We start from the raw sequence: 24,358 nt of genomic DNA, 5'->3' as shown, positions 1-24,358 counted from the left end.
GTGTGTGAGTGGGAAAACTCAAACCCTGGAGTTCCTTCGCACCCCCCTCTGTCCTGCCGGACATCTCCCCCGCAAGGGGGGAGATTGGACGTCACCAGCGCCTCCGCCAGTCCTGAGACGATCCCCTGCGCCACCCTCACCGCTTGATCTCCCAGGTCGTCACCCGCTGGCCGGTGAGAGGATCCTTGCCGTCCTTGAGCTGAACGCCTTGCGCCAGAAGCTCGTCGCGGATGCGGTCGGCCTCAGCCCAATTCTTGTCGGCGATGAACTTCAGGCGCCTGGCGATCGCCTCAGCGATCACGGTTTCGTCCACCTTCGCTGCGCCGGCGTCGAAGCCGAGGAAGACAAGCGCCGCTTTCAGCGAAGCCGCGGCGGCGTCCTCGCCGGCGCCAGTGAACTCCACCGCTTCGCCGGCAAGCTGCGTCAATCGCTGAAAGGCAGCGTAGGTGGCGAGGTCGTCGGACAGCGCCTCCAGCACGTCGGACGGCAGGTCCCCCGCCGCCGCGGGCGCTAGATCGGCCGCTCGTTTCCATTTGCGCAGCGTGTTTTCCGCCTCTTCCAACTTGCGCACGGAAAAGTCGATCGGCTCGCGGTAATGCGTCATCAGCATCGCCAGCCGCAGCACCTCGCCCGGCCATTTCCTGCCGCCGAAAGTCTCGGTCTCCAAGAGCTCATGGATCGAATAGAAATTGCCGAGGCTCTTCGACATTTTCTGGCCCTCGACCTGAAGGAAGCCGTTGTGCATCCAGACATTGGCCATGACCTTGGTGCCGTGGGCGCAGCGCGACTGGGCGATCTCGTTCTCGTGATGCGGGAAGATCAGGTCGAGGCCGCCGCCATGGATGTCGAAGACCTCGCCGAGATAGGCGGCCGACATGGCCGAGCATTCGATGTGCCAGCCCGGACGGCCCCTGCCCCACGGGCTTTCCCAGCCGGGCTCTTCCGGCGTCGAGAGTTTCCATAAAACGAAATCGCCGGGGTTCTTCTTGTGGGCGTCGACGGCGATGCGGGCGCCGGCCTGCTGCTCGTCGAGATTGCGCTTCGAAAGCTCGCCATAATCGGGCATCGAGGCGGTGTCGAAGAGCACCTCGCCGCCGGCGACGTAGGCGTGGCCGCGCTTGATCAGCTGCGCGATCAGCGACAGCATGTCGGCCTTGCCGTCGGCGCGGGGCGCGACGAACTCGGTCGCCCGCGGCTCGTGGGTCGGCTCCAGGCAGCCGAGTGCCGCGACATCCTTGTGGTACTGGTCGGCGGTCTTTTCGGTGACGCGCCGGATCGCGTCGTTCAGCGAAAGCGTCCCGGCTTCGATCTCGGTGCCGAAATCGCGCAGGGCGCGCGCATTTATCTTGTCGTCGACATCCGTGATGTTGCGCACATACGTGACGTGCTTTTCGCCATAGAGTTGGCGCAGCAAACGGAACAGCACGTCGAAGACGATCGCCGGCCGCGCGTTGCCGATATGGGCAAAGTCGTAGACGGTCGGGCCGCAAACATACATGCGCACGTTTTGCGGATCGATCGGAACGAAACGCTCCTTTGTCCGCGTCAGCGTGTTGTAAAGGCTGAGGCCCTTCGATGCGTCAGACATGCGTGCCCTTCCGATCCCTTATCTTGGACGGAGCCTCCGCGCGCGGGCGCAAATCGGGCTCCAGCCTGCTGGCCGGGGCGTTTGTCCAATCTAGGGGAAGATAAGGCGAAAACGTCCGGACCAGCGCGAGGCTAGCCAATAATGCAAATGCCACAAATGGCGAAAGACGTTTTCATGCCCGGCTTTATCGCGTCCGCAGGTGTTGCCGTCAAGTCGCTCAACTCGGGAAAGCTGTCGTTCCATCACAGGTAAAAACGGGCCGAAACATTTTATTAAGCATCTCGGCACAGTGATGAAACATTATCGGACTAGACCGCCAAACGTCACGATTTGGTCCGAATCGACCACCAAACCCAGACACGAAAACGTTACCAGGGAAGAGAACAATGCCTCGAAGTAAGCAAGAACAAAGCCGACCGGCGCAACAGCCGCTCGCCAGCCACTACCGCGCGATCGGCCCTGCGGCCATCGTCGCAGCCCTTCTTCACACCGCGAAGAAGAAGAAGCCGGCGCAGAAGATCATCTCGCCGCGCGCCGCCTGAAACGGCAGGACCGGCGCAGCCCCGATGATCGGGGTGCCGGCAATGAGGGCGACGCCAATGCTCGTCCTGGAGATGGAAGGCCTCCGCTAGCAGCCTTCGCTAAAACAGGGTCATCTGGTTTTCGTCCGCGCCGGGTTTCTGGCGCCTGACCCTGTCGGGGTGAGGCCCGACCATGCCCCTCTCCTGAATCTCCGGCCCGGTGTTGGCGACCTTGTTGACGAGGTCGGAAACCGGAATCGCCTCGAAGAAATCGGGCTCGGCGGGCTTGAGGAGGTCGAGCACGTCGCGCGGCTCCTGCGTGCGGCAATCCAACCAGCGGGCGAAATCGCGTTCCTCGATCACCACCGGTACGCGGTCGTGGATATGGGCGGTGCCGGCGTTGGCCCGCGTGGTGAGGATCGCGCCGGTGTCCATCTCGGAACCGCCCGGCTCGGCATAGGTCTCGATCAGACCGGCGAAGGCGATCACCCCGCCCCGCCGCGGCTGGATCCAGTAGGGCTGGCCCTTGGCGCTACCCGACTGCTGGCATTCATAAAAGCCGGAGGCCGGCACAAGGGCCCGGCGATGGCGCATGGCGGTCTTGAACGAGGCCTTCTGCAGCACGCCTTCCGAGCGCGCGTTGAAGAGCAGCGGAAATTCCTTCGTATCCTTGACCCAAGTCGGGATCAGGCCCCAGCGCACCAGCATCGCCTGGCGGTCAGGCAGGTTGGAGCCTGGCGCTCTTGGCGGACCGGCGAGCGCCATCAGCACCGGCTGCGTCGGAGCGATATTGTAGCGGGCCGGAAACGCCTCCAACTCCGCCAGGCCAAGAATGGCGGCGGTCTGGTCCGGCGAGGCGGTCAGGGCAAAGCGTCCGCACATGGATTGGCTCTTCGGTCGGGATCGCCATGAAAGTGGCGATGGAACCGCCGCGCCGCAACCGCTAAAGCTGTCCGGTCCACAACCAAGCCGGCAGCCGGCGCGATTCGCAACGCATGAACAAGGTTCGCAAGATTATCCCGGCAGTCTCCGTCGCCGTCGTGCGCGGCAAGACGGTGCTGCTTGTCAAGCGGGCGCGGCCGCCTTCGCAAGGGCTCTACGCGTATCCCGGCGGCAAGGTCGAGCCGGGCGAGACGCTGGCGCAAGCCGCGGCGCGCGAACTCAAGGAGGAAACCGGGCTCCAGGCGAAGGATTCCCACCCGCTGCGCGACATCCATATCGACGGCCGCGCTGAGCACCACGCGGTCGACTATCTGCTGACGGTGTTCGCCGCGGCCTATGTCGGCGGCGAGCCGGCAGCGAGCGATGACGCCGAGACGGCGGCGTTCTACACGCTGGCGGAAATGGCGGCGATGCCGCTGGCGGGCGATGTGTTTGAAGTTGCCGAGGAGTTGCTTGGCCCTGTGCAAGCCGCCGAGCGGTGACCCCAGAATGGCCTTGCGGGCGACAAAATGTTTCGCCACAAAGCCTTGCTCTTCCATCGCAAGGCCCTGATGACCCGCGCCTCCCCCTTTCTCGCCGCAAGCCTCGCTATCAGCATGGCCGTCACGGTGCAGCCGGCATCGCCGGCCGAGGCGCCGTTCGAGCCCGGGCTGATGCGCCTCGCCGAGGTGCTGGGTTCGCTGCATTTCCTGCGCAACCTCTGCGGCGAGAAAGGCGACCAGTGGCGGCTGGAGATGGAAAAGCTGCTCGAGTCGGAAAATCCCGATCCCAACCGGCGCGCCCGCTTCATCGCCTCCTTCAATCGCGGCTACCGCTCCTTCAGCGGCACCTACACGCAGTGCACGCCTTCGGCCACCGAGGCCATTGCCCGCTACATGAAGGAAGGCGAGACGCTGTCGCGCGATATCGCTTCCCGCTACGGGAATTGAGGACCGGCATCGATCGCGACTATCCACCGACAAATCGCTCCAATGTGGCCGGGCCTTATTGTATCAGGCTGCGCCTTGGTGCAATCATCTGTTGCGCTTGTGCAACAATGTTAATGAAACGTTAGTGGACAAATGCGGAATTAACTCAAACTGAAGGTTTTAATGCCGCAAGCTGGTCTAATCGGCTAAGCTCGGTCGGAATTGATCGCAGCCTTGCTCGATATGTAGATTGCGACTGCAGAAATGTCGTATTTACAAGCACTTGTACGAGCAGCGCATGAACTGGCAAGTCAAGCCCGGTGCCTTGCCGGACCGACGCTTGAAAAGGTGGACATCGCAATGGAACATGGCGTCAGCGACATCGACGCGTTGGTCAGGGAAGAAAAGCGCCTGACCGCCGTGGAGAGCCACAGCGAAGCCTGGGCGGAAGGATTGTCGGCCGGCATCGAGCCCGAAATCATCGCCGAGGCTGCGCTGGAAACCGCCTTCGGCGAGATGCTGCGCGCCAATGGTGAGACCTCAGCGCTGGCCCTGCTCGACCGCATGCGCGAAAAGGTGATCTCCGGCGCGTTCGAGCCGGAACGGCTCAGGCACTAGCCCGCCCGCTTTGGCTGCTTTTGACGGCGACGCGCCGTTTGGGCATCATACCCGCCGCCTAGCCATTAGTTTTTCGCAATTCCGGACGGAAACCATTGCACAGTTTTCTGGAATTGCCCTAGCGAGCCCGGAACCATGGAGAGGCAAGGGGTGAGATTTTCGTTGGCAGGCAGGCCGCGCGGGCTGGCCCTCGGCATCTGGATCACTGCTTCCTGCGCCGGGCCATTGGCAATCTGCCTCGCCAGCACGCCTTGCTATGCGCTAAGCGAGATCCAACGCGAGGAGTTGCCTTCGCCGGTCACTCCGTCCACCAGTGACGAAACGACCGCTCCGGGGACCACCGTGCCAATGCCGGCCGCGCCCGGCACCAAACCCTCCGACAACAGCCAGCCGGCCGACGAGACGGACAAGAGCGCGCCCGAAGCGCCAACCGGCAGCGGCGGCATCACCAGCCCGCGCACCGACCCGGATTCGCCGCCGCCGCCCGTCGTCTACGACCTCGACAAGCTTCCCGAGCCGGTCAAACGCATGCACGGCCTGATCATCGAGGCCTGCAAGAGCGGCGATATCGAGAAACTTCGGCCGCTGATCGGCTCGGGCGAATCCATGACGCAGCTATCGCTCGGCGACATCGAGGGCGACCCGGTCGCTTTCCTCAAGGGACTCTCCGGCGACGGCGACGGCCAAGAGATTCTCGCCATTTTGGAAGAGGTGCTCAGCGCCGGCTATGTCCATGTCGACACCGGCACGCCGCAGGAGCTCTATGTCTGGCCGTATTTCTTCGCGCTGCCGCTCGACAAGCTGGATCCCAGGCAGCGCGTCGAGCTGTTCAAGCTCGTCACCGCAAGCGACTATGACGACATGAAGCAGTTCGGCGCCTATATCTTCTATCGCGTCGGCATCACGCCCGCCGGCCAGTGGCTGTTCTTCGTCGCCGGGGATTGAGCCAGAAGCTCATCCCTTGCCAATTTTGGTCTGCGGCCATATGCGGTTTGCCTCCTCTCGCAGAGCCGGAATCGCATTGGCTCCCACCGTCGGCATTTCGACAAGAAAATCGACGAGGGCAAATTCCCGCAGCTGCAGGCACTCATAATGCAGGGCGCGCTTAAGAAATCCAACGTGGCCTAAGCCGCCAGCGCCTCGGAAAACTCCACCGCCCTGCCCTGGCCGGGCGTGACGATCTCGCCGTCCCACATTACCCGGTTGCCGCGCACGATGGTGCCGACCGGCCAGCCGGTGACCTCTTTGCCGTCATAGGGCGTCCAGCCCGCCTTGGAGCCAGCCTGCGCGTTGGTGATGGTCTCGCGGCGCTTCAGGTCTACGACGGTGAAATCGGCGTCGTAGCCGGCGGCGATGCGGCCCTTTCCCGCCATGCCGAAGATGCGCTGCGGACCGTGACTGGAGAGATCGACGAAACGCTGCAAAGTGAGCCGGCCGGCGTTGACATGGTCGAGCATGATCGGCACCAGCGTCTGCACGCCCGTCATGCCCGAAGGCGAGGCAGGATAAGGCTTCGCCTTCTCGGCCAGCGTGTGCGGCGCGTGGTCGGACCCCAGCACATCGACGATCCCTTGCGCAATGCCGTGCCAGACGCCGTCGCGGTGGCGCGCCGCGCGCACCGGCGGGTTCATCTGGATCAGCGTGCCGAGCCGCGCATAGTCGTCAGCTGAGAGCGTCAGGTGATGCGGCGTCGCCTCGCATGTAGCGACGTCTTTATGCTGCTCGAGGAAAACGATCTCCTCGGCCGTCGAGATGTGCAGCACATGGATGCGCGCGCGCGTCTGTCTCGCGATGCGCACCAGGCGCTCGGTGCAGCGCAGCGCCGCGATCTCGTCGCGCCAGACAGGATGCGACGAGGGATCGCCCTCGACGCGCAGACCGAGCCGCTCGCGCAGACGGAACTCGTCCTCGGAGTGGAAAGCGGCGCGGCGGCGGGTGTTGCGCAGGATGGAGGCGACGCCTTCGTCGTCCTCGACCAGCAGGTCGCCGGTGGACGAGCCCATGAAGACTTTTATGCCGGCAGCTCCTGGCAGCCGCTCGAGCTCGCTGACATCGCCGGCATTGTCGCGCGTGCCGCCAACCCAGAAAGCGAAGTCGCAATGCATGCGGCCGGTGGCGCGCCGCACCTTGTCGGCAAGGGCCGCCTCGCTGGTGGTCAGCGGATTGGTGTTGGGCATCTCGAAGACCGCGGTGACGCCGCCCAAAACCGCGGCGCGAGACCCGGTTTCCAGATCTTCCTTGTGCTCCAGTCCCGGCTCGCGGAAATGCACCTGGCTGTCGACGACGCCGGGCAGGATGTGCAGGCCCGTGCAATCGATCGTCTCGCCGGCCGACGCTTGGCCGAGATCCCCTATCGCGGCAATACGCCCGGCCTTCACGCCGACATCGCGCCGGCCTTCACCGTCATGGTTGACTACCGTGCCGCCTGTCAGGATGAGGTCGAAGGTGGTTGCCATGGACTGGTCCAATCTCTTGCGGGGGGAGTGTGGCCGGCTTACGTAATGACCATCATTTTTGCAAGATCAGGCCGACTTCACGCCCATGCCCTTTGCCCTGCTGAAAGACCGCGCGCTCATTTCCGTGTCAGGCCAGGATGCCGAACATTTTTTGCAAAACATCCTCACCACCGATCTCGATGCGCTCGGCGCCGGCGAGGCAAAGCCTGGCGCGCTGCTTTCGCCGCAAGGCAAGATCCTGTTCGATTTTCTCATCTCTCGCGCCGGCGAGAACGGCTTCCGGCTGGAATGCCGGACCGACATAGCCGATGACTTCGTGCGCCGGCTGATGCTTTACCGGCTGAGGGCAAAGGCCGAGATTGCCAAGCAGGATCAGGCGCTTGTCACGGTTGCGTGGGATGATGATTCAACCGCCTCATTTGCCGATTCAACTTCGCTCGCCGACACGCGCTTCCGCGAGGTGGAGGTCAGGCGCACATATGACGGCGCAGTTCAGGACAGCGGCGATGCCGGCGCATGGCGGGCCCTGCGTATCGCCAACGGCATCGCCGAAAGCGGCAGCGATTATCAGCTCGGTGACGCTTTCCCACATGACGTTCTCCTCGACGAGACCGGCGGCGTCGGCTTCAAGAAAGGCTGCTATGTCGGCCAGGAAGTCGTCTCGCGCATGCAGCATCGCGGCACCGCGCGACGCCGCGTGCTGATCGCCACAGCCGGGGGTTCCCTGCCTGCGTCCGGTACCGAGCTCACCGTCGCAGGCCGCCCGGTCGGAACGCTGGGTTCGGTAAGCGGCGGACGCGGCCTCGTCATTGCCCGCATCGACCGCGTCAAGGCAGCGCTCGATGCCCGTGACCCGATCATGGCCGGCGACGTCCCGGTGACGCTCGCCATCCCGGGCTGGGCGAAATTCTCCTTCCCGCAAGACACCGTCAGCGCGGAGGAGGCCTGATGGCGGCCGACAGGGCGGGAGCGCCGCCGCGCGCCTGGCAGCGCATGCTGTCCGGCCGGCGGCTCGACCTGCTCGACCCCTCGCCGCTCGACATCGAGATCGCCGACATCGCGCATGGCCTCGCCCGCGTCGCCCGCTGGAACGGCCAGACCAGCGGCGAGCACGCCTTTTCGGTGGCTCAGCATTCGCTGCTGGTCGAGGCACTCTATGGTGAGCTGGTGCCGGCCGCCTCCGCCGAGGCGCGGCTCGCGGCGCTGCTGCACGACGCGCCCGAATATGTCATCGGCGACATGATCTCCCCCTTCAAATCGGTGATGGGCGGCTCCTACAAGGACTGCGAGCTCAGGCTGCAGCGCGCCATCCATCAACGTTTCTCGCTGCCGGCCGAGCTCGGTTCCACCTTGCGCAAGGACATCAAGCGCGCCGACCAGATCGCCGCCTATTACGAAGCGACGCTGCTTGCCGGCTTCTCGACCGCGGAGGCGACGGAGTATTTCGGCCGGCCGCGCAGCTTTTCCGCCGACCATTTCGACTTCACTCCACGCTCGGTGACCTGGGCGCAGGCGGCATTTCTGAAACGATTCGCGACGCTGGAAGCTAAACGCCAGCCTTTTCTTGCTGCCAATTCCGTCAAATAAAAGAACGCTAAATTAACCGGCGGCCACGACAGTAAACTGTTCAGTCACGGTCGGCAGGCGCGCTCATGCCCGTTGCTCATGTCAAGGCTGGTTCGGCCGCAGTCAGGCGGAAGGCAACCGGTATTGGCCCGGTTCGACGAATAGCGGAGGAACTTCGCGCACAAAACGAGCGCTTTTCGGCCGCCGTCGAGAACATGTCGCATGGCCTGTGCATGTTCGACGCCGACGAGCGCATGATCATCTGCAACCGAAACTACATCGACCTCTTCCGCCTCGACGCCAAAGTCACGAAGCCCGGCATTCGCTTCTTCGACATCTTGCAGCACAGCGTCGAAATCGGCATCGCCTCGCAAACCGCCGAGCAGCTCTACGCCGTCCGCAAACCCTATATCGACGGCGCCAAGCCCTCGACTTATGAGGAGACGCTGGCGGACGGGCGCATCATCGTCATCTCGCATCGGCCGCTGGCCTCCGGCGGCTGGGTGTCGATCTACGAGGACGTGACCGTGCAGCGGCGCTCCGAAGAGGAACTGAAGGAGCAGCATCGCCGCTTCGACGCCGCTTTGGCCAACATGTCGCAAGGCCTGCTGATGTATGACGCCGACGGCAAGATGATCGTGCGCAATCAGCGCTTTCTCGAGCTCTACAACGTCGCCGCGACAGATTTCCCTTTTGGAACGACACACCGCGACGCGCTCAAACGACTGCTGGAACTCGGCATCTACACCAAGATCGACGTCGACAGCGAAGTCACCAGGACCGAAGCCTGCCTGCGAGCAGGGAAAATGCAGTCGGCTTACCGCTATCTTGCCGACGGCAGGACTTTTCTGGTGGTTCGGCAGCCGATGAGCGGCGGCGGCTGGGTCGTGACCTTCGACGATGTTACCGAGCGTCGCCGCGCCGAAGAGCGCATGACGCATCTTGCGCATCACGACACGCTGACCAACCTGCCCAACCGCTCGATGTTCCGCGAGCGCCTGGACCAGGCATTGAGCGAGGCCAAGGCCGCGCCGGTGGCGATCTTCTCGCTCGACCTCGACCGCTTCAAGGCCGTCAACGATACGTTCGGGCATCCGGCCGGCGACTGGCTGCTGAAAAGGGTGGCCGAGCGCCTGCAGCGCTGCCTGCGCAGCGACAAGGACGTGGTGGCGCGTTTCGGCGGCGACGAATTCGCCATCATTCAATCCAATATCAGAAACGCGGTCGACGCCGAAAAGCTGGCCAAGCGCATTATCGAGGTGATCGGCAAGCCTTATCGCGACAAGGGCCGCGAAATGCATGTCGGGGTGAGCCTCGGCATCGCGCTTTATCCCAGCGACGGGCAGGATGCGGATACGCTGCTCACCAATGCCGACATGGCGCTCTACCGGGGCAAGAGCGAGGGGCGCAACATCTACCGTTTCTTCGAGCCGGGCATGGATGCCATGGTGCGGGAGCGCCTGGCGCTCGAGGCCGACCTCGAAGCTGCACTCCCGAGGCGCGAGTTCGAACTGGATTTCCAGCCGATTCTCGACATCGCCTCCGGTGAGATCGTCGGCGCCGAAGCGCTGATGCGCTGGCGCTCGCCGTCGCGCGGGCTGGTGCCGCCGCAAGACTTCATCGCCGCGGCCGAAGAAACCGGGCTGATCGTGCAGCTCGGCGACTGGGCGCTGCGCAAGGCCTGCGGCGTGGCGGCAGGCTGGCCGCAGGACGTGCGCATGGCGGTCAACGTCTCGGCGGCCCAGATCAAGAGCGGCGGCTTCGCCCGCAGCGTGATTGCGGCGCTCGCCTTTTCCGGCCTGCCAGCAAGCCGGCTGGAACTCGAAATCACCGAAACGGTGATGATGGACGAGAGCGACAGCGTGCTGAGGACGCTCGGGCAATTGCGCGGGCTCGGCGTGCGCATCGCGCTCGACGATTTCGGCACCGGCTATTCTTCGCTCGGTTATCTGCGGCGCTTCCCGGTCGACAAGATCAAGATCGACCGCTCCTTCATCCACGATCTCGACAAGCGCGACACGGCGGCGATCGTGCGCACGGTTATCGGGCTCGGCGCCGAGCTCGGCATCACCGTCACCGCCGAAGGCGTCGAGGCCGAAGCGCAGCTCGACATGCTGCGCAAGGCCGGCTGCGGCGAGGCGCAAGGTTTTCTGATCGGCGCGCCGGCCAGGGCCTCGGAGATGAGCCGCCTGCTGCGCTCGCAGGAAAAGCTTCGCCGATCCGGTTGATGCCAGGCACCGGTCAGCGCAGCGTCTCGAAATATTTCTCGTGGAAGCTCACATAGCCGGGTTCTACCACTTTGAGATGCCGCGCGATCAGCCGATGAAAAGCCGGCAATTGATGGAACGGCACACCCGGATAGGCGTGGTGCTCGGCATGGTAGGGCATGTTCCAGGCGAGCTTGCGCACGAGCCAGTTGGTCAGCGTCGTCCTGGTGTTTTCCAGCATATTGGCGACGAAGGGGCAGCGGCCATGCTCGGCCAACAGATAAAGCCTGAGAAAGGGCTGCCCGAGCAGCGCCGGTACGAGCCAGATGTAGAGGAGCACTGTCGCCTTGAGCGAGATCGCAAGCGTCAGCACGACGAGGTAGAAGGCGATCATCGCCCGCGCTTCGGCCTGGACTTTCGGCAAGCCTTTCGACGGCACATAGCTGTCCCGGCAGCGGCCGCTGGCATTTCTGTAGAGCGTCTTGAAATGACCCCACCACACCGGCAGGCCAGACACATGGACGATGTACTGTCGCAAGGTCTCGGGCTTCGGGAAAGCCAGCTCCGGATCGTTCTGCGGGTCCTGAGTGAAGCGATGATGGGCGAAATGGAAATAGCGGAACCAGTCGGCCGGCAGCGCGATCGCCAGGCTGCAGAGCCGCGCGACGGCATCGTTCAGCCACTGCGTTTCGAAGGCCGTCCTATGCACGGTCTCATGCAGCAGCGTGAACAGGAACACGATCAGGATGCCCTGCGGCAGCATCAGAACCGGCCAGTACGGCACCTTGGCCGCGATCAGCGCGCCGAGAGCGACGATGGCGCCGAGATGGACGGCGAATTGGATGATGCCCGGCAGATCGGACTTGCCGGTCAGCCGGCTGCGCTCCTCATTGGTCAGCGAGGCGATGACGTCGCGGTGGTCGATGGTGTGGTCGATGGCGCTCATGAGGCTACCGTACTGCAGAAAGAAAGCTTTCGAAAAACGAGGAATTCTGCAAAATAGATAAGCTTAGCTTATCTTTTCGGGTCGCCATGGTCGCACTTCCCTCCCTGCGCGGACTTCAAGCCTTCGAGGCGGCGGCGCGCAGCGGCAGCTTTGCCGCAGCGGCGGAAGAGCTGTCGATTTCGGCGGCGGCGGTCAGCCAGCTCATCCGCACCGTGGAAGAACAGATGGGCCGCAAGTTGTTCCACCGCGTCAACCGGCGCGTCCTGCTCACCGAAGCCGGCGTCGAGATGTTGCCGAGGCTTACCATGGCCTTCCAGGAAATCGGCAGCGTCGCGCGGGATGTAGGCGGCGATGCGTTCCGGCCGAGGCTCGTCATCTCGGTGCCGCCTTCGATGGCGATGGGCTGGCTTTCCGAACGCCTCGCCGGCTTTGTCGCCAGCCACGGCGCCGCGGATATTTCGCTGAGAGGCGAGGACGACCCTGTGCCGTTCGACCATGAGATGGTCGACATCCGGCTATCCTACGGCCCGCACTATCGCGAGCATCCGACCGAGGAGATCGCCCGGGATGCGGTCTATCCCGTCTGCGCGCCCAGCCTTGCCGGCGCAGCCAAGCCGGAAACTCTCGCCGGCCTGCCGTTGATCCACACCGACTGGGGCCCGACCGGTGCCGCCTTTCCGTCCTGGCGCAACTGGCTCGAGGCGGGGGGCATCGCGCCGGGCCGGTCGGCCCAGCGCGGGCTTTCGGCCAACTCGTCGCGGGCCGCACTCGATCTCGCCATGTCGGGACTTGGCGTGGCGCTGGCGCAAGGCATCTACTGCGCTCGAGCGCTGGAAGACGGCAGGCTGGTCCGGCCGGTTGCCCGAGCGCTGGAATTGCGCCAGCCTTATTGCCTGACGATCCCTGAACGCAGCGCAAGGCGCGATGTGGTGGCGGTGTTTCGCGAGTGGCTGATCGCGGAATGCGTGCGCGCGGTCAGATCACCAGCGCTCATTGCCTAGCAGTCAGAGATGCCCGGCCAGGGCCGCGACCATGTCCTTGCTGGTGGCTACCGGAACGATCTCGAACTCCACCAGATCGGCCCATTCGATGACCCAACGCTGCAGCAGCGTGACGTCATCGGCTTCGACCAGCAGGAAACAGCGGCTCATGTCGCCTGCGATCCAGCTATGGTGAACGACAAGCGCGTCCGGTTTCAGCCGGCCCCGATCGCGGAACCGCCGGTAGATTTCCTTGCGGTCGCAGCCGCGAAAATCCTCGACAACGAAAAACAGCATCTTGCCCCCATTCAGTTGATTGTCTTAGCCGTATTCAGCGACGCCAGGTGATCCCGTCCGGCTGCAAAATGCTTTAGCGGCCAGTGCGCTCCAGCCGCTCCAGGAACCATTGCGTAAGCCGCACCCAGAGCTCGTCCTTCTCGCCGGAATCCTCCCAGCCATGGTCGAGATTGGGGTTATCGTTGACCTCGATAACGAAGACGCCGTCCTTGGTTTCCTTGAGGTCGACGCCGTAGAGCCCGTCGCCGATGCAGCGCGCCGCCTTGACCGCCGTCTCGACCACGTGCGGCGGCGTCTGCTTCAGCGTGAAGGTCTTGATGCCGCCCTGATCGGGCTTGCCGTTAGCCTTGTGGTTGACGATCTGCCAGTGTTTTTTGGCCATCAGGTAATGCACGGCAAACAGCGGTTGGCCGCCGAGCACACCGACGCGCCAATCATATTCTGTGGGGATGAATTTCTGCGCGATGAGGAGATCGGAATCCTCCAGCCACTCGGTCGCCAGCTTTGTCAGATCGGCAAGGTTCTCGCATTTCTTGACCCCGCGCGAGAAGGATGAGTCCGGGATTTTTAGCACCAGCGGAAAGCCCAGCGTCTGGGCGGCGAGCTCCAGATCGGAGGTGCCGGCAATCATCACCGTCGGCGGTACCGGCACCTTGTTGTAGGTCATCAGCTCGTTGAGATAGACCTTGTTGGTGCAGCGGATCATGGACAGCGGGTCGTCGATCACCGGCATGCCCTCCTGCTGGGCGCGGCGCGCGAAACGGTAGGTGTGGTTGGAGATGGATGTCGTCTCACGGATGAACAGCGCGTCGTAATTGGCGAGCTTGGCCAAATCCTTCCTGGTGATCGGCTCGACCTCGACGCCCATCTTCTCCGCGATCCTCGCCCAGTAGCGCAGGGACGAAATCTCCGAAGGCGGCAATTCCTCATGCGGATCGACGAGCGTCGCGAACGTGTAGCGCGCCGGCGTGCGCCCCTTGGTGTCGCGCCACTCGCGGTTGGTGTAGGTCTCCAGGCATTGCAGGAAGACTTCTTCCTGCTCCTCGCTCATGCGCGCGAGCGGCAGGAAGCCGATCTTGCGGATCGAAGCCCATTCGGCGCTGTCCTTGATGTGGACCTCGAGCGCCGGCGCGCGAAACCAGTCGAACAAGAGCTTGGTGAACCGGTCCCAAACTTTCGAGGGCCCGATGCCGAAAAAGACGGCGACCTTCGTCGGAAAGGTTCCGTCGAGATCCTTGCGGCATTTGTTGAGCGCGAGCTCGAGTTCCGGCAGCGCATGCTCATAGAGCTTGCGCTCCGACAGATCAATCATGGTCTCGACGGTCGGGATCACTTTGTGGCCGCGCGATCCGGCGAGCAGCGAGGCATAATAGCCGCGGCTCTGATAGCCATAGTTGTTCGACAGGTTGATCACCTTAGGGCGCTGGCCGCGAAACAGCGCCGGATGCGCGAGATAGTCGCGGTTGGTGATGATCTTGTGCGGCGTCGCCACCTGGTCGAGATCGTTCTGCCTGCCTGTAAGGATGACCCAGGTCATTGTGTCAGCGTTTTCCCAGGTTGATGGCGGCGCGCAACCCGTCGCGGCCGAACTGAGCCATGTTCATGAAGATGCCATAGGGCACGGGAATGTTGGCGGCGTCGAGGATGGTTTCCTGCCTTTCGTCTTCGACCCAAGGATCGTGGATGAGGATATGGTCGCCGTCGTCGCCGATGGCCAGCACCCAATGCGGCACCTTCTTGCCGAACATCAGGAAGCCGCTGATCAACACCAGCACCAGCTTGCCCTCGGCAAGGGCGGCGCGGATGTCGTCGATGCCGAACGAACGGTAATTCACCGGGATGCCGTAAAGTTCCGCTCGCCGGCGGAAGTCGACCTGGGCGAGCTCCATCACCCGGCGCTTTTCCTCGCTGCGCACCGACTGCAGGAACAGCGCGCCGTGAAAGGATACGAAGATCTCGGCGGCAAGCCCGCTTTCATAGCCGGCCACGGCCAGGCCGAAAGGCTCGCAGCCGCCCGGCCCCGACATCATGAATACCGTGGTCGCCTCGCGCCACAGGCGTATTTCCATGACCGGATCGGGCACGAAGCCGGAATCGAAATTGGCCATTGCCATCATCAGGCAGCACGGACCGCAGGTGAACTCGCAGGTCTGCTGGTAAAACGGCACCCCGGTGCTGGTCGGGACATCGCCGCGCAGCGTCTTTTCGTAACGCAGCGCGGTGGCGCCGTCCTCGTAATAGTCGGGCTCGCGGCCGATTTTTCGGTAGCCTGCCTGCTCGTAGATGCCGATGGCGCGCTGATTGTCCTCGCGAACCTCGAGCCGCAGCATCATGCGATCGTGTTCATAAGCCGCCTCTTCGGCCGCGGCCAGCAGTTGGCGGCCGATGCCGAGATTGCCGAAGAACGGACCGACGGCGATGGAATAGAGCCGGGCCACGCCGCTGCCCTTGCGAAACAAGACCACCGCGTAGCCGGCGACATGGCCGTCATTCTCGGCCACCAGCATCTCGGCGGTCTCACGCTCGATCAACTGGCGAAAAGAGCGGCGCGACAGGCGATCGCTTGAGAAAACAGCCTTCTCGATGGCGGCGAGGTCATCGACGTCCGACGCGCGGGCCTTGCGGATCTCGGCAGGCATGCGGGGTTTGGGAGAACCTCGATTGGATTAAAGGAAACGGCCCCGGTCAAAAGCAGCACCCCGGCCGAAGCGCCGGTCTTCATCAAGCGCTATCGCTCCTTGATTAGGGCCGAATTGTGACAGGTTCCGCGGCGGCAGAAAAGCACCACGGCTTTGAACTGAACCACTAATTCGAAACAGCGTAGGCCGTTGAAAACAGCCGCCTCCTCAGCTCGAAATACCGGCCAGAAGCTGGCCATAGGCGCTCTTGGCGACCTCCGACAGACGCTCCGGCGGCAATGTGCCGACGACGGCGCAGCCATAGCCCTTGTCCAGCCAATACACCGCTTCCGGACCGTCAGCCTCGGCCGTATAGGTTCCCTTGGTGGTCTGCGATGATTCGGCGGTGACGAAGAGCGAGATGCGCTCGCCCTTGGCGTCCTCGTAAAGCAACATCGCGGCCTTGCCACGCTCGCCCGCCGGCAACAGCCGGCCGCCGACGAGTGCGAAGCCCTCGGCCGCGAGATCGGGCGCCACCAGCTTCAGCCCTACCCGGTTGGACAGCCAGGTCTGCAGATGGTCCTTGTCGCTTGCCGGCACCTCGACCGCGTGACGCTTCTCGGCGGCGTAGATGAGATGGGCGGAAATCGCCTGCTCCGCGAGTTGGTCGTCGCTCTCACCGCTGCGGCCAATGCCGTCGATGCCGGCGAGATAGCCACCGAACCCGCCGACCATCAGCACGGCTGCCGCCGCCGCCGAAAGCCACCAGCGCGAGCGCCAGGCAGGCGTCCGCGCCGGCGCTTCGCCAAGCACCGCGTGCCGTAGCCTTGCCGGCACCGGTTCGTCCATCACGCCGGCCAGGGCGGCGCGGAGCGCCGCACGGTCGGCTATGTAACGGGCGCTCTTCGCCTTCATTTCGGGATTGGCTTCGAGCCAGGCGTCATAGGCCATGCGCTCCTCGCCCGGCAGCTCGCCATCGAGGGCCATGTGGATATCGCGTTCGGTGAAATCGCGCCGGGTCATCGCTCGACGATCCTTATCGAGCGGCGGCGCGAGGAGTCGTCCAGCAGGCCGCGCAGTTCCTCGCGGCCGCGCGCGATGCGCGACATCAGCGTGCCGGCCGGCACACCCAGGATGTTGGCGGCCTCGGCATAGGAAAAGCCTTCGATAGCGACCATGACCAATGCCGCGCGCCGATCGGGGCCGATCGCCTGCAGGGCATCCATGATCTCGCGCGAGGCTATGCTTTCGACCTGATCGGCGGGCGCGGCCTGGGCTTCGCCGGCTTCCAGAGGCAACATTGCCGCCTCGCCTCGCCGGTTAACCTTGCGCATCTGGTCGATGAACAGATGATGCATGATCGTAAACAGCCACCTCCTGGGGCTTTCTCCAGTTTGCCAGTTGTCGAGCCGCACAAGCGCCCGCTCGAGGCAGTCCTGGACGAGATCGTCGGCGGAATCGCGGTCGCGCAGCAACGAGCGCGCGTAGCGGCGCAGACGCGGTATCTCGCTCAGGATCGCTGCCTTCTTGTCGTCCATGACCGCTTGTTTCGTCGTCGTCTTCCATTCGATTGAACGCGCCTTCCCGGCGCGGCGCAAGCAGCCAGCACGAAGCGGACCACCCGCTCCGGTACCCAAGCACCTGGATAACGCCGGCGGATGCCGGTTTATTCCCGGCGCGAGCGGAACCGGAACCAAGGTTGAATACCGGTTCTTGCCATTGTATATTCGTCATTGAATATCTTGCATATTCATCTTAGAATATACGCCGGAGGAATTCGACAATGTCTTTGTATATCCGCGATGACGAGGTTGACGCGCTGGCTCGTCAGCTGCAGTCCGCGATCAAGGCGCCCACGAAGACTGAAGCCGTGCGGATCGCGCTCAAGCGTGAGCTCGAACGGGCACATGCCGTCCTCCCACTAAGCGAGCGCATTAGAAAGTATCAGGACGCAGCGAGGGCGCTCGGTCCGGACGACCTGGACTTCGACATGAAGAAATTCATGGACGAAGGATGGGATGACCTCTGATGTTTCTCGATGCTTCCGCTATCATCGCTATCATATCGGAAGAGCCGGGTGCGAACCGCCTTCTTAGGAAAATGGAAGCCGCCGAGAAGCTTTATTTCTCGCCGAGTTCCGCATTCGAGGCGATTGTTGGGATAGCTCGCAGGAAATCCGTAGCGGAAAACGGCGACCAGCTTCCGACGCCACCCGCCCTGATCGAACGATGTCAAATGATCGTCTTGGGTTTCCTGGCCGAACTCAAGGCCGTTGAGGTCCCGCTGGACACGCGGATCCGAGAACTCGCTGTAAGGGCCGCGCAAGATTATGGTCGATATGTGGGCCACCCAGCCAAACTGAATTTCGGCGACTGCTTCAGCTACGCATGCGCCAAAGCCTATCGCGTACCTCTGCTCTACAAAGGCAACGACTTCTCGCAGACCGATCTGGCCTGACCTTTAGTCGGCTCCTAACCTCGCCGCCCTTGTCAGCAGACGCTGATAGAAAAGTCCGATACCGATCAGCACGGCGCCCAGACCGATGAAGGAGAGCGCGCGCAGCACGCCTTCCAGCTCCGACATGTCGAAGAGGAAGACCTTCAGCACGGCGACCGCGATCAGCACGGCCGAGGCAATGCGCAGCACCTGCGACCTCAGCCAGACGCCGGCTGTCAGCAGCGCCACGCCGATGATCAGCCAGAGCGCCGAATAGGTATAGGTCTCGAGCTGGCCGAGGCCGCTCCACAGGCCGATGAACTCGCCCTTGAACAGGCGTCGGACCGACAGCGTGGCGTAGGCGAAGCCAAGCAGCGAAGCGACCAGCGCCAGCATCGCGGCATACCATCTCGGGCGGCTGTCGCGGACGTAAAGCGCCAATGCTCCTGCTGCGACCGCCGGCAGCAGATAGGCGAGCAACAACAGGTTGAAGAACGGGACGGCGCCGGTCGATTCATCCGTCAGCAGCGGGTTCAGCACCACGAAATGCCGGATCGCGATGAAGGCGACCGAGAGCACGCCGGCGGCCATCGAGCCATAGCGCAGCACCGGGCTCGGCGAGCGCAGGTCGATGGCGACCAGTATGGCGCCGGCGCCGAGCGCGATCAGCGTGTAGATCGCCTGCTCGGCAAGGGTGACGGGGCCGGTGTCGATGACGCCGCCATGCATGGCATGGCGCACCAGCATCGCAATGGTGAGCAGGCCGAACAGCGCCGAGGCCGCTTCCATGGCAAGACGCGGCCGTCCGTTGGTGGTGCGCGCGAGTTGCCAGGCGGCGAAACCGAAGGCGAGCGCCGGAACGCCATAGCCCGGCAAGAGCCAATTGAAGACCGGCGTCCTCGACAGTGCCGCCGCGCCCACGATGGTTGGATCGAAGGCGACGCGGCCGAGCACGGCGACCGCCGCGCCGACTGCGATCCAGCCCAGCACCGGGAAGCTGCGCCAGCGCGTCGCGAGCGCCGGCACGACGGCGGCGGCGCCGAGCAGCACCGTCGTCCAGTCGGAGCCGAAGGCCATGTGCAGCATCAACAAGCCTGCGACGCCGCCGCCGCCGAGCGCGAAGGAGACGGCGGGGCCGCCGCGGAGCGGCGGTTCCTCGGCGCGCGCGATCCACTCGCCGCCGGCGGCAAAGACGAGCACCAGAAGCAGGGCCGGCAGCGCGTAGCCAAAATCGCGGTCGATGTCGCCGAAGGTGAGCCAGAGCGCGGTGAGCACGACCAGCGGCACAATGCCACCCCATGCCGCCCAGGACGCGGCGCGGATGGGCGCAGCAGCCGCAAAGCGGCGCGCGGCCCAGAACCCGGCTGCGACGAAGACCAGGGCAAGCGCGATGCCGAGGCGGAAGGTCAGCGTGTCGGATGCGGCCAGCGGCTCGGCGCCCAGGCCGACATCCAGCGCATCGGCGCCGATGGTGGCGGGCGGGATGATGCCGAGATAGATCAGCGCCGTCGCCAGGCCGGCGGCGAAGAGGAGCGGCAAGGCGCGCGGCCGGTAGAGCGCCACTGCCAGCAGCGCGGCGAGCAGCACCGCGCCGTGCGAGGCATAACCCGCCTTGGCAAACACCGGATCGACCGACAGCCCGAGCGCGGTCAGCGCAACGAAGAAGCCGGGCGCGATTGATGGCCAGTCGAAGCAGGGCTCCGCGTCGTCGCGGCCAGCAGTCAAGAAATCGGCTAGCCAGACGAAGCCGAGCACGGCAAGCGAGGCCAGGCTGATGAACAGCACCGTCGAGAGATTCACCTCCGGTGCATCGGTCATGTAGACGATGGTCCAGATGCCGGTGCCGGCGAAGGCTGCCGCGACAAGCGCCTTCCAATCGCGGATGCGGGCGATAGCCGCCGTGGCGGCAAGCACGATCGCCAGGTAGACGAACAGCGCCCACGGGTTCGGCGCCTCCGAGGCGACGAGGGCCGGCGTCACCATGGCACCGACGAGGCCGATGCCGGCCAGCGCCAGGCCGTGGACCAGCGAGACGGCAATGGTGGCGACGCCGATCGCGCCGAGCAGCGTGAAGGCGAGCGCGGGGCCGATAAAGCCGTAGATGCCATAGGCTGCATAGACGGTGCCGAACAGGATGAAGGCGCCGGCGCCCGTCAGAATCGCCGGGATGTAGGCGCCGGCAGCTCCCTGCACCGGCACCCGGAAGCCGGTGCGGCGGATGAACTCGGCGCCGGCAAGCAGCACAAGGCCGAGAACGCCGGCCATGGTCAGTCGCACGCCGGGGCCGAAAATGCCGGCCTCGATCGTGTAGCGGATCAGGAACAGGCCACCCAGCGCCAGCGCGATGCCGCCGACCCAGACCGCCCAACGCGTGCCGAGGGCCGTCTCGACATCGCGGGCGGCCCTTGCAGGTACTGCCGCTTCGGCCGGCGCGGCAGGTTGCGTCAATTGTCCCTCTCCGGCGGGTTCGGACGGACTCCCCTCGCCCGCTTGGGCTGGCGCTTCGGCTTTTGGTTCGTCGGGCGTCGCGGCGGCTGTGGCCTGCGGGGCTGCTTCACCTGCCGACGGCGCGGCCGCTGCGGCAATCACGGCGGTAGCTTCGCCTGCAGCAGCTTCCGCGACCTCGCCAGGCCGGGGCGCGGGCTGCGGGATGCCCGAAAGCACCAAGCTGCGCAGCGCGCCAAGCTCGCGCTCGATCAGTCCGAGGCGCGTTTGCTGGCGTGAAATGATGACGAATAGAGCGATGACGGCGGCAATGGCGATCAGGCCGAAAAACATGGCGGTTTTCCCTCAAAACCGTGCCAGTCGTGGCCGACAAATGCGGCGATGAGACGGCTACCCAATCAGCGCCCTGCCGGCCTGCAAGATCGAGCATGTTTCGGCGCCGATTGCCAGCGACCGCAGGCTTTATCCAACGGCGATACGTCGAAGCGGCTGAGGCTCGGGCCGCAAATTGCCGGCCGCTCGCCGCGGACCACTCGTGCTATCCTCGAACGCTAGCGGGAATTAACAAGAGGATGACCGATGCCGCAACGAAGCGCGGGCCTGCTGATCTTCAAGCAAACCGCCGGTGTGTTCGAGTTCCTGCTGGTCCATCCCGGCGGACCGTTCTGGGCAAGGAAAGATGAAGGGGCCTGGTCGATCCCGAAGGGGCTGATCGACGATGGCGAGGACGATCTCGTGGCCGCTCGGCGTGAGGCCGAGGAGGAGCTAGGCGTCGCGATCGACGGCGATTTCCAGCCAGTCGGCAGCTACAAGCAGCCGGGCGGTAAAATCGTGATCGCCTGGAGCGTCGAAGCGGACATCGATGTGAATGCCGTCAGGAGCAACATGTTCACCATGGAATGGCCGCCAAGGTCGGGCGCCATGAAGGAATTTCCCGAAGTGGACAAAGCCGGCTGGTTCTCGCTCCCAGAGGCAGGTCTCAAGATCCTGGAAGGCCAGCGTCCCATCCTCGACGATTTTCTGGAACGACGGCGAGCCGATTAGATCCTCGCCTCATTCGCGGCAATCACCTTCACCGCCACCTGATGCCGGCGCAGCGCCGCGAGGAATCCAGCGCGGGCGTCGGGCGGCTCGATGCCGCGCGGCTCATAAACGTGGCGGGTGAAGAAGAAGCCGGTCAGCCGGAAGGCGTCCTCGAGCGCCGCGGCATCGGCGCGCACGCCGGTGCCGCGCTGCAGGAAGGCCGGCAGCGCCAGCATCTTGTCGTGCCAAGCCGCGCCCGCGGCGCGCGAGACGGCGCGTCCGGATTTCGGCGAGACATAGGCGAGATCCTGCCGTGATCCGGTCGCCGCGCACTGGCTGAGGTCGAGGCCGAAGCCGAGTTCATCCAGGATCAGCAATTCGAAGCGCGCCACCAACTCGCCCGCGGCATCGGCATCGCCCAGATGGGAGATCATCACCGCAAGAGCCTCGTAGAGGCCGCCATGGGCATCGCGTTCGGGCAGAAGCCTGAGATGCGCGGCCATGGTCTGCAGGCCGTAGACGGCGACTGCGCTGTCCATCAGCCGGGCGGCGTTCATCTCGATCGCCTCGGCCTGGAAGATGCCGAGATGCTCGTCGAGACGTGCCCGCCACAAAAGGTCGACGCGATTGCCGGGCTGCAGCACCGGCTGCTGCTTGCGCGAGCGGCCGCCCCGCACCAGGCCGAGATGCCGGCCATGGGCGCGCGTCATCACCTCGAGGATGGCGCTGGTTTCGCCATGCCTGCGGGTGCCGAGAATGATTCCCTCGTCGCGCCATTCCATACGTCGAGCTTTTCACCTGTTGGGCGGCGAAATCAAGATTGCCGCCCGTGACCCATAATCTGTCCTGACAGTGATGGCAGGCAACATCCGCCGCTGCCGCCGCGGCGGCAATATCGGAAAATTCTCAGAAACCGTTCGGGATTTTTCGGCCGCGCCAGCGCCAAATATCGGCGCGTTGACCGGGTGAACCGGCGCAGACCGCCGAGCGGCTCGGCTGGCTATTTCCCGAAGCGTCGACCTCTCGGGCAGGCGACCTCTCGCTACAATGGCCCGATGAGAGGATCGATATGAGCTCCTTCCTGGGCGTGGTGCGCGGGCACCAGTTGACCATCTTCTTTTCGCTGGCGCTCGGCCTGACATGGCTGGCGTTCATTCCCTTCTATCTGTCGCATGGCGAGAGCATTCCCTGGTTCACCTTCGGACCGGCAATCTCGGGCTTCACCGTCGCGGCACTCGCCGGCGGCTGGGGCGCGGTGAAGACCATCCTCGCCTCGATGGTGAAATGGCGCGTTCGCCCGATCTGGTATCTGGTGGCGGTCGGCCTGCCGTTCGGGACACAGCTCGCCTCGATCCTGATCAATCCGTTCCTCGGTTCGGCGGAGCCGTCGTGGGGGAACATTCCTACCTTCTCCGAGGTGGCGCCCATGATCGCGCTCTATGCCGTATTCAGCGGTCCGCTGGGCGAGGAACCCGGCTGGCGCGGCTTCGCGACCCCGCATCTTCTTGGCCGTCGCCCCGCGCTCGCCGGCAGCCTGATCCTCGGCGTGATATGGGCAATCTGGCACTTGCCGCTCGGCCTGCTCGGCGATCTCAGCCTCTACAGCACGATCAACGTCGTGCTGGCCGGGATCGTCTTCACCTGGCTTTACCAGAACACGGGCAGCGTATTGCTGGCCATCCTGATGCATGTCTCACACCAGAACAGCGTACGCTTCCTCGCCAAGGCGTTCGTCGACGGCGACTATATCCAGCAGCAATGGCTCGGCGTCGCGATCTGGGCGGTCATCGCGGTCGCGATCGTTGCCTATTACGGCACGGAAAGCTTTGTACGGCGGCCTGCGAAGCGACTTGCCACTGCATGGATACTCGACCGGTGAGAGCGCCTGCTCGGCGCCGTCATCCCCATTTGCGATGATCGGCGAGCACTTCGTCGATCACCCGGCGCTGCCTCCCGACCTCGGCCTGGTTGGCGTCGTGACCGGCAACGGTGATGAGCGCCTTCCACAGCGTCCAGCCGCGTCCGCGCGCCCAGGTCGCGTCATCGACGGCGATGCGCGCGCGGAATGCCTCGCGGCTCTCGCCCTCGAACAGCGTCCAGGCAATCGCCAGATCGCAGGAGGGATCGCCGACGCCCGACGTGCCGAAGTCGATGACAGCGCTCAGACGGCCGCCCTCGACCAGCACGTTGCCTGAGGCGACATCGCCGTGGAACCAGACGGGCGAGCCGTGCCAGCCGGCAGCAAGCGCCGCCTTCCAGACGGCAGTGGCGGCTTGCGTATCGATCCGGCCTTCAAGCGCGGCGATGGCCTGTCTCGCCTCGCCGTCATAGACGGCCAGCGGGCCGCCGCGATAAAAATTGTGCTGGTCAGGTGCCGGGCCGGCGGTCGGATCAATCCGTTTCAGGGCAACGAGGAACTCAGCCAGGGAGACCGCGAACGCGCGAAGGTCGGCGATGTGCCCGGTTTTCGCCGTCTCGCCTTCGATCCAGCGGTAGACGGACCAGTGCCAGGGATAGCCCGCCGCCGGCTCGCCCATGGCGAGCGGCTCGGGAATCGGCAGCGGCAGAAGCGGCGCGAGCTTGGGCAGCCAGCGATGCTCCTTCTCGACCTGCAGCGCATAGGGAGCAGCACTTGGCAGCCTGACCGCCATCGTGTCGCCGAGATGGAAGGTGCGGTTGTCCCAGCCGCCGAACGCGACCGGCTTCACAGGCAGATGCCGCCATTCGGGAAACTGCGCGTCGACGAGCCGCCGCACGAGAGCGGTGTCGATATCCATCTTCGGGCTGTGCATGTCGTTATCCCAAAA

At 64.4% G+C, this 24,358-nt stretch carries 25 protein-coding genes; 13 read left to right on the top strand and 12 right to left on the bottom strand.

The features are described from left to right. Window positions 1-136: 136 nt before the first annotated feature. Window positions 137-1,588 (bottom strand): cysteine--tRNA ligase, encoded by a 1,452-nt coding sequence (gene cysS / locus A9K66_RS06200; RefSeq protein WP_067321160.1) that lies wholly within the window; start codon window positions 1,586-1,588, stop codon window positions 137-139. A gap of 386 nt (window positions 1,589-1,974) precedes the next feature. Here cysS and A9K66_RS29145 point away from each other — a divergent pair, with 386 nt between their 5' ends. Beyond that, window positions 1,975-2,130, top strand: coding sequence for a hypothetical protein (locus A9K66_RS29145; protein WP_082953737.1), 156 nt, complete (start codon window positions 1,975-1,977; stop codon window positions 2,128-2,130). A 99-nt stretch (window positions 2,131-2,229) separates the two neighbouring features. Here the strand turns inward: A9K66_RS29145 and A9K66_RS06195 are convergent, their stop codons facing one another. Then, window positions 2,230-2,991, bottom strand: a complete 762-nt coding sequence (locus tag A9K66_RS06195; protein WP_067321157.1) for an SOS response-associated peptidase — start codon at window positions 2,989-2,991, stop codon at window positions 2,230-2,232. Window positions 2,992-3,104: 113 nt separating this feature from the next. Between A9K66_RS06195 and A9K66_RS06190 the strand changes: the two genes are divergently transcribed. From A9K66_RS06190 to A9K66_RS06175, 4 genes are all read left to right on the top strand, one after another. After that, window positions 3,105-3,533 carry an NUDIX hydrolase gene (locus tag A9K66_RS06190; RefSeq protein ID WP_067321154.1) on the top strand — a complete coding sequence of 143 codons (429 nt, stop codon included), beginning with the start codon at window positions 3,105-3,107 and terminating at the stop codon, window positions 3,531-3,533. Window positions 3,534-3,602: 69 nt separating this feature from the next. After that, window positions 3,603-3,980 (top strand): TIGR02301 family protein, encoded by a 378-nt coding sequence (locus tag A9K66_RS06185; RefSeq protein ID WP_066998125.1) that lies wholly within the window; start codon window positions 3,603-3,605, stop codon window positions 3,978-3,980. Between the two features lie 339 nt (window positions 3,981-4,319). Beyond that, window positions 4,320-4,577 carry a hypothetical protein gene (locus A9K66_RS06180; protein ID WP_066997401.1) on the top strand — a complete coding sequence of 86 codons (258 nt, stop codon included), beginning with the start codon at window positions 4,320-4,322 and terminating at the stop codon, window positions 4,575-4,577. Window positions 4,578-4,727: 150 nt separating this feature from the next. Continuing rightward, window positions 4,728-5,522 carry a hypothetical protein gene (locus A9K66_RS06175; protein WP_067321248.1) on the top strand — a complete coding sequence of 265 codons (795 nt, stop codon included), beginning with the start codon at window positions 4,728-4,730 and terminating at the stop codon, window positions 5,520-5,522. Between the two features lie 179 nt (window positions 5,523-5,701). Here the strand turns inward: A9K66_RS06175 and A9K66_RS06170 are convergent, their stop codons facing one another. After that, a complete protein-coding gene (locus A9K66_RS06170; RefSeq protein ID WP_067321151.1) occupies window positions 5,702-7,033 on the bottom strand; it encodes a dihydroorotase in 1,332 nt (443 codons plus the stop codon). 85 nt (window positions 7,034-7,118) lie between these two features. On the opposite strand from A9K66_RS06170, the gene A9K66_RS06165 reads away from it, so the two are divergent. From A9K66_RS06165 to A9K66_RS06155, 3 genes are all read left to right on the top strand, one after another. Beyond that, complete coding sequence (locus A9K66_RS06165) at window positions 7,119-7,982, top strand: folate-binding protein YgfZ (RefSeq protein WP_067321148.1); 864 nt, start codon at window positions 7,119-7,121, stop codon at window positions 7,980-7,982. Beyond that, complete coding sequence (locus A9K66_RS06160; protein WP_067321146.1) at window positions 7,982-8,620, top strand: HD family hydrolase; 639 nt, start codon at window positions 7,982-7,984, stop codon at window positions 8,618-8,620. Before A9K66_RS06165 ends, A9K66_RS06160 begins: the two co-directional genes overlap by 1 nt. Window positions 8,621-8,814: 194 nt before the next feature. Continuing rightward, on the top strand, window positions 8,815-10,827 hold the full coding sequence (locus tag A9K66_RS06155; protein ID WP_245307405.1) for an EAL domain-containing protein: 2,013 nt from the start codon (window positions 8,815-8,817) through the stop codon (window positions 10,825-10,827). Between the two features lie 13 nt (window positions 10,828-10,840). Here A9K66_RS06155 and A9K66_RS06150 read toward each other — a convergent pair whose 3' ends face one another. Next, complete coding sequence (locus A9K66_RS06150; RefSeq protein ID WP_067321245.1) at window positions 10,841-11,731, bottom strand: fatty acid desaturase family protein; 891 nt, start codon at window positions 11,729-11,731, stop codon at window positions 10,841-10,843. A 107-nt stretch (window positions 11,732-11,838) separates the two neighbouring features. Here A9K66_RS06150 and A9K66_RS06145 point away from each other — a divergent pair, with 107 nt between their 5' ends. Continuing rightward, complete coding sequence (locus A9K66_RS06145) at window positions 11,839-12,753, top strand: LysR substrate-binding domain-containing protein (protein ID WP_067321140.1); 915 nt, start codon at window positions 11,839-11,841, stop codon at window positions 12,751-12,753. Between the two features lie 3 nt (window positions 12,754-12,756). Here the strand turns inward: A9K66_RS06145 and A9K66_RS06140 are convergent, their stop codons facing one another. The 5 genes from A9K66_RS06140 to A9K66_RS06120 form a co-directional block, all read right to left on the bottom strand. Beyond that, on the bottom strand, window positions 12,757-13,029 hold the full coding sequence (locus A9K66_RS06140; protein WP_067321136.1) for a DUF3303 family protein: 273 nt from the start codon (window positions 13,027-13,029) through the stop codon (window positions 12,757-12,759). 73 nt (window positions 13,030-13,102) lie between these two features. Next, entirely contained in the window at window positions 13,103-14,566 is a 1,464-nt protein-coding gene (locus A9K66_RS06135; RefSeq protein WP_067321133.1) for a RimK family protein, read from the bottom strand. A gap of 4 nt (window positions 14,567-14,570) precedes the next feature. Further along, the gene (locus tag A9K66_RS06130) at window positions 14,571-15,668 is read right to left on the bottom strand and encodes a GNAT family N-acetyltransferase/peptidase C39 family protein (RefSeq protein WP_067321130.1); all 1,098 of its coding nucleotides are present in this window, start codon (window positions 15,666-15,668) and stop codon (window positions 14,571-14,573) included. Window positions 15,669-15,875: 207 nt separating this feature from the next. Beyond that, window positions 15,876-16,670, bottom strand: a complete 795-nt coding sequence (locus tag A9K66_RS06125; protein ID WP_067321126.1) for an anti-sigma factor — start codon at window positions 16,668-16,670, stop codon at window positions 15,876-15,878. After that, the gene (locus A9K66_RS06120; RefSeq protein ID WP_066998131.1) at window positions 16,667-17,185 is read right to left on the bottom strand and encodes an RNA polymerase sigma factor; all 519 of its coding nucleotides are present in this window, start codon (window positions 17,183-17,185) and stop codon (window positions 16,667-16,669) included. Before A9K66_RS06120 ends, A9K66_RS06125 begins: the two co-directional genes overlap by 4 nt. 245 nt (window positions 17,186-17,430) lie before the next feature. Here A9K66_RS06120 and A9K66_RS06115 point away from each other — a divergent pair, with 245 nt between their 5' ends. Further along, window positions 17,431-17,676 carry a type II toxin-antitoxin system VapB family antitoxin gene (locus tag A9K66_RS06115; RefSeq protein ID WP_066997434.1) on the top strand — a complete coding sequence of 82 codons (246 nt, stop codon included), beginning with the start codon at window positions 17,431-17,433 and terminating at the stop codon, window positions 17,674-17,676. Continuing rightward, on the top strand, window positions 17,676-18,104 hold the full coding sequence (locus A9K66_RS06110; RefSeq protein ID WP_066997437.1) for a type II toxin-antitoxin system VapC family toxin: 429 nt from the start codon (window positions 17,676-17,678) through the stop codon (window positions 18,102-18,104). Before A9K66_RS06115 ends, A9K66_RS06110 begins: the two co-directional genes overlap by 1 nt. A 3-nt stretch (window positions 18,105-18,107) precedes the next feature. On the opposite strand, the gene A9K66_RS06105 is transcribed toward A9K66_RS06110, so the two are convergent. Then, window positions 18,108-20,861 (bottom strand): DUF2339 domain-containing protein, encoded by a 2,754-nt coding sequence (locus A9K66_RS06105; RefSeq protein ID WP_067321123.1) that lies wholly within the window; start codon window positions 20,859-20,861, stop codon window positions 18,108-18,110. A 246-nt stretch (window positions 20,862-21,107) separates the two neighbouring features. Here A9K66_RS06105 and A9K66_RS06100 point away from each other — a divergent pair, with 246 nt between their 5' ends. Then, on the top strand, window positions 21,108-21,572 hold the full coding sequence (locus A9K66_RS06100) for an NUDIX domain-containing protein (protein ID WP_067321120.1): 465 nt from the start codon (window positions 21,108-21,110) through the stop codon (window positions 21,570-21,572). Here A9K66_RS06100 and recO read toward each other — a convergent pair. Beyond that, complete coding sequence (gene recO / locus A9K66_RS06095; RefSeq protein ID WP_067321116.1) at window positions 21,569-22,333, bottom strand: DNA repair protein RecO; 765 nt, start codon at window positions 22,331-22,333, stop codon at window positions 21,569-21,571. The genes A9K66_RS06100 and recO overlap by 4 nt on opposite strands. A gap of 287 nt (window positions 22,334-22,620) precedes the next feature. Here recO and A9K66_RS06090 point away from each other — a divergent pair, with 287 nt between their 5' ends. After that, window positions 22,621-23,430, top strand: a complete 810-nt coding sequence (locus A9K66_RS06090; RefSeq protein WP_067321113.1) for a type II CAAX endopeptidase family protein — start codon at window positions 22,621-22,623, stop codon at window positions 23,428-23,430. 19 nt (window positions 23,431-23,449) lie between these two features. Here A9K66_RS06090 and A9K66_RS06085 read toward each other — a convergent pair whose 3' ends face one another. Next, a complete protein-coding gene (locus A9K66_RS06085; RefSeq protein WP_067321110.1) occupies window positions 23,450-24,343 on the bottom strand; it encodes an aminoglycoside phosphotransferase family protein in 894 nt (297 codons plus the stop codon). Window positions 24,344-24,358 lie beyond the last annotated feature (15 nt).

The organism is Mesorhizobium sp. AA23 (assembly GCF_001672435.1).
Classification (GTDB): Bacteria; Pseudomonadota; Alphaproteobacteria; order Rhizobiales; family Rhizobiaceae; genus Mesorhizobium.
This window is presented reverse-complemented; position numbering and strand designations above follow the sequence as displayed.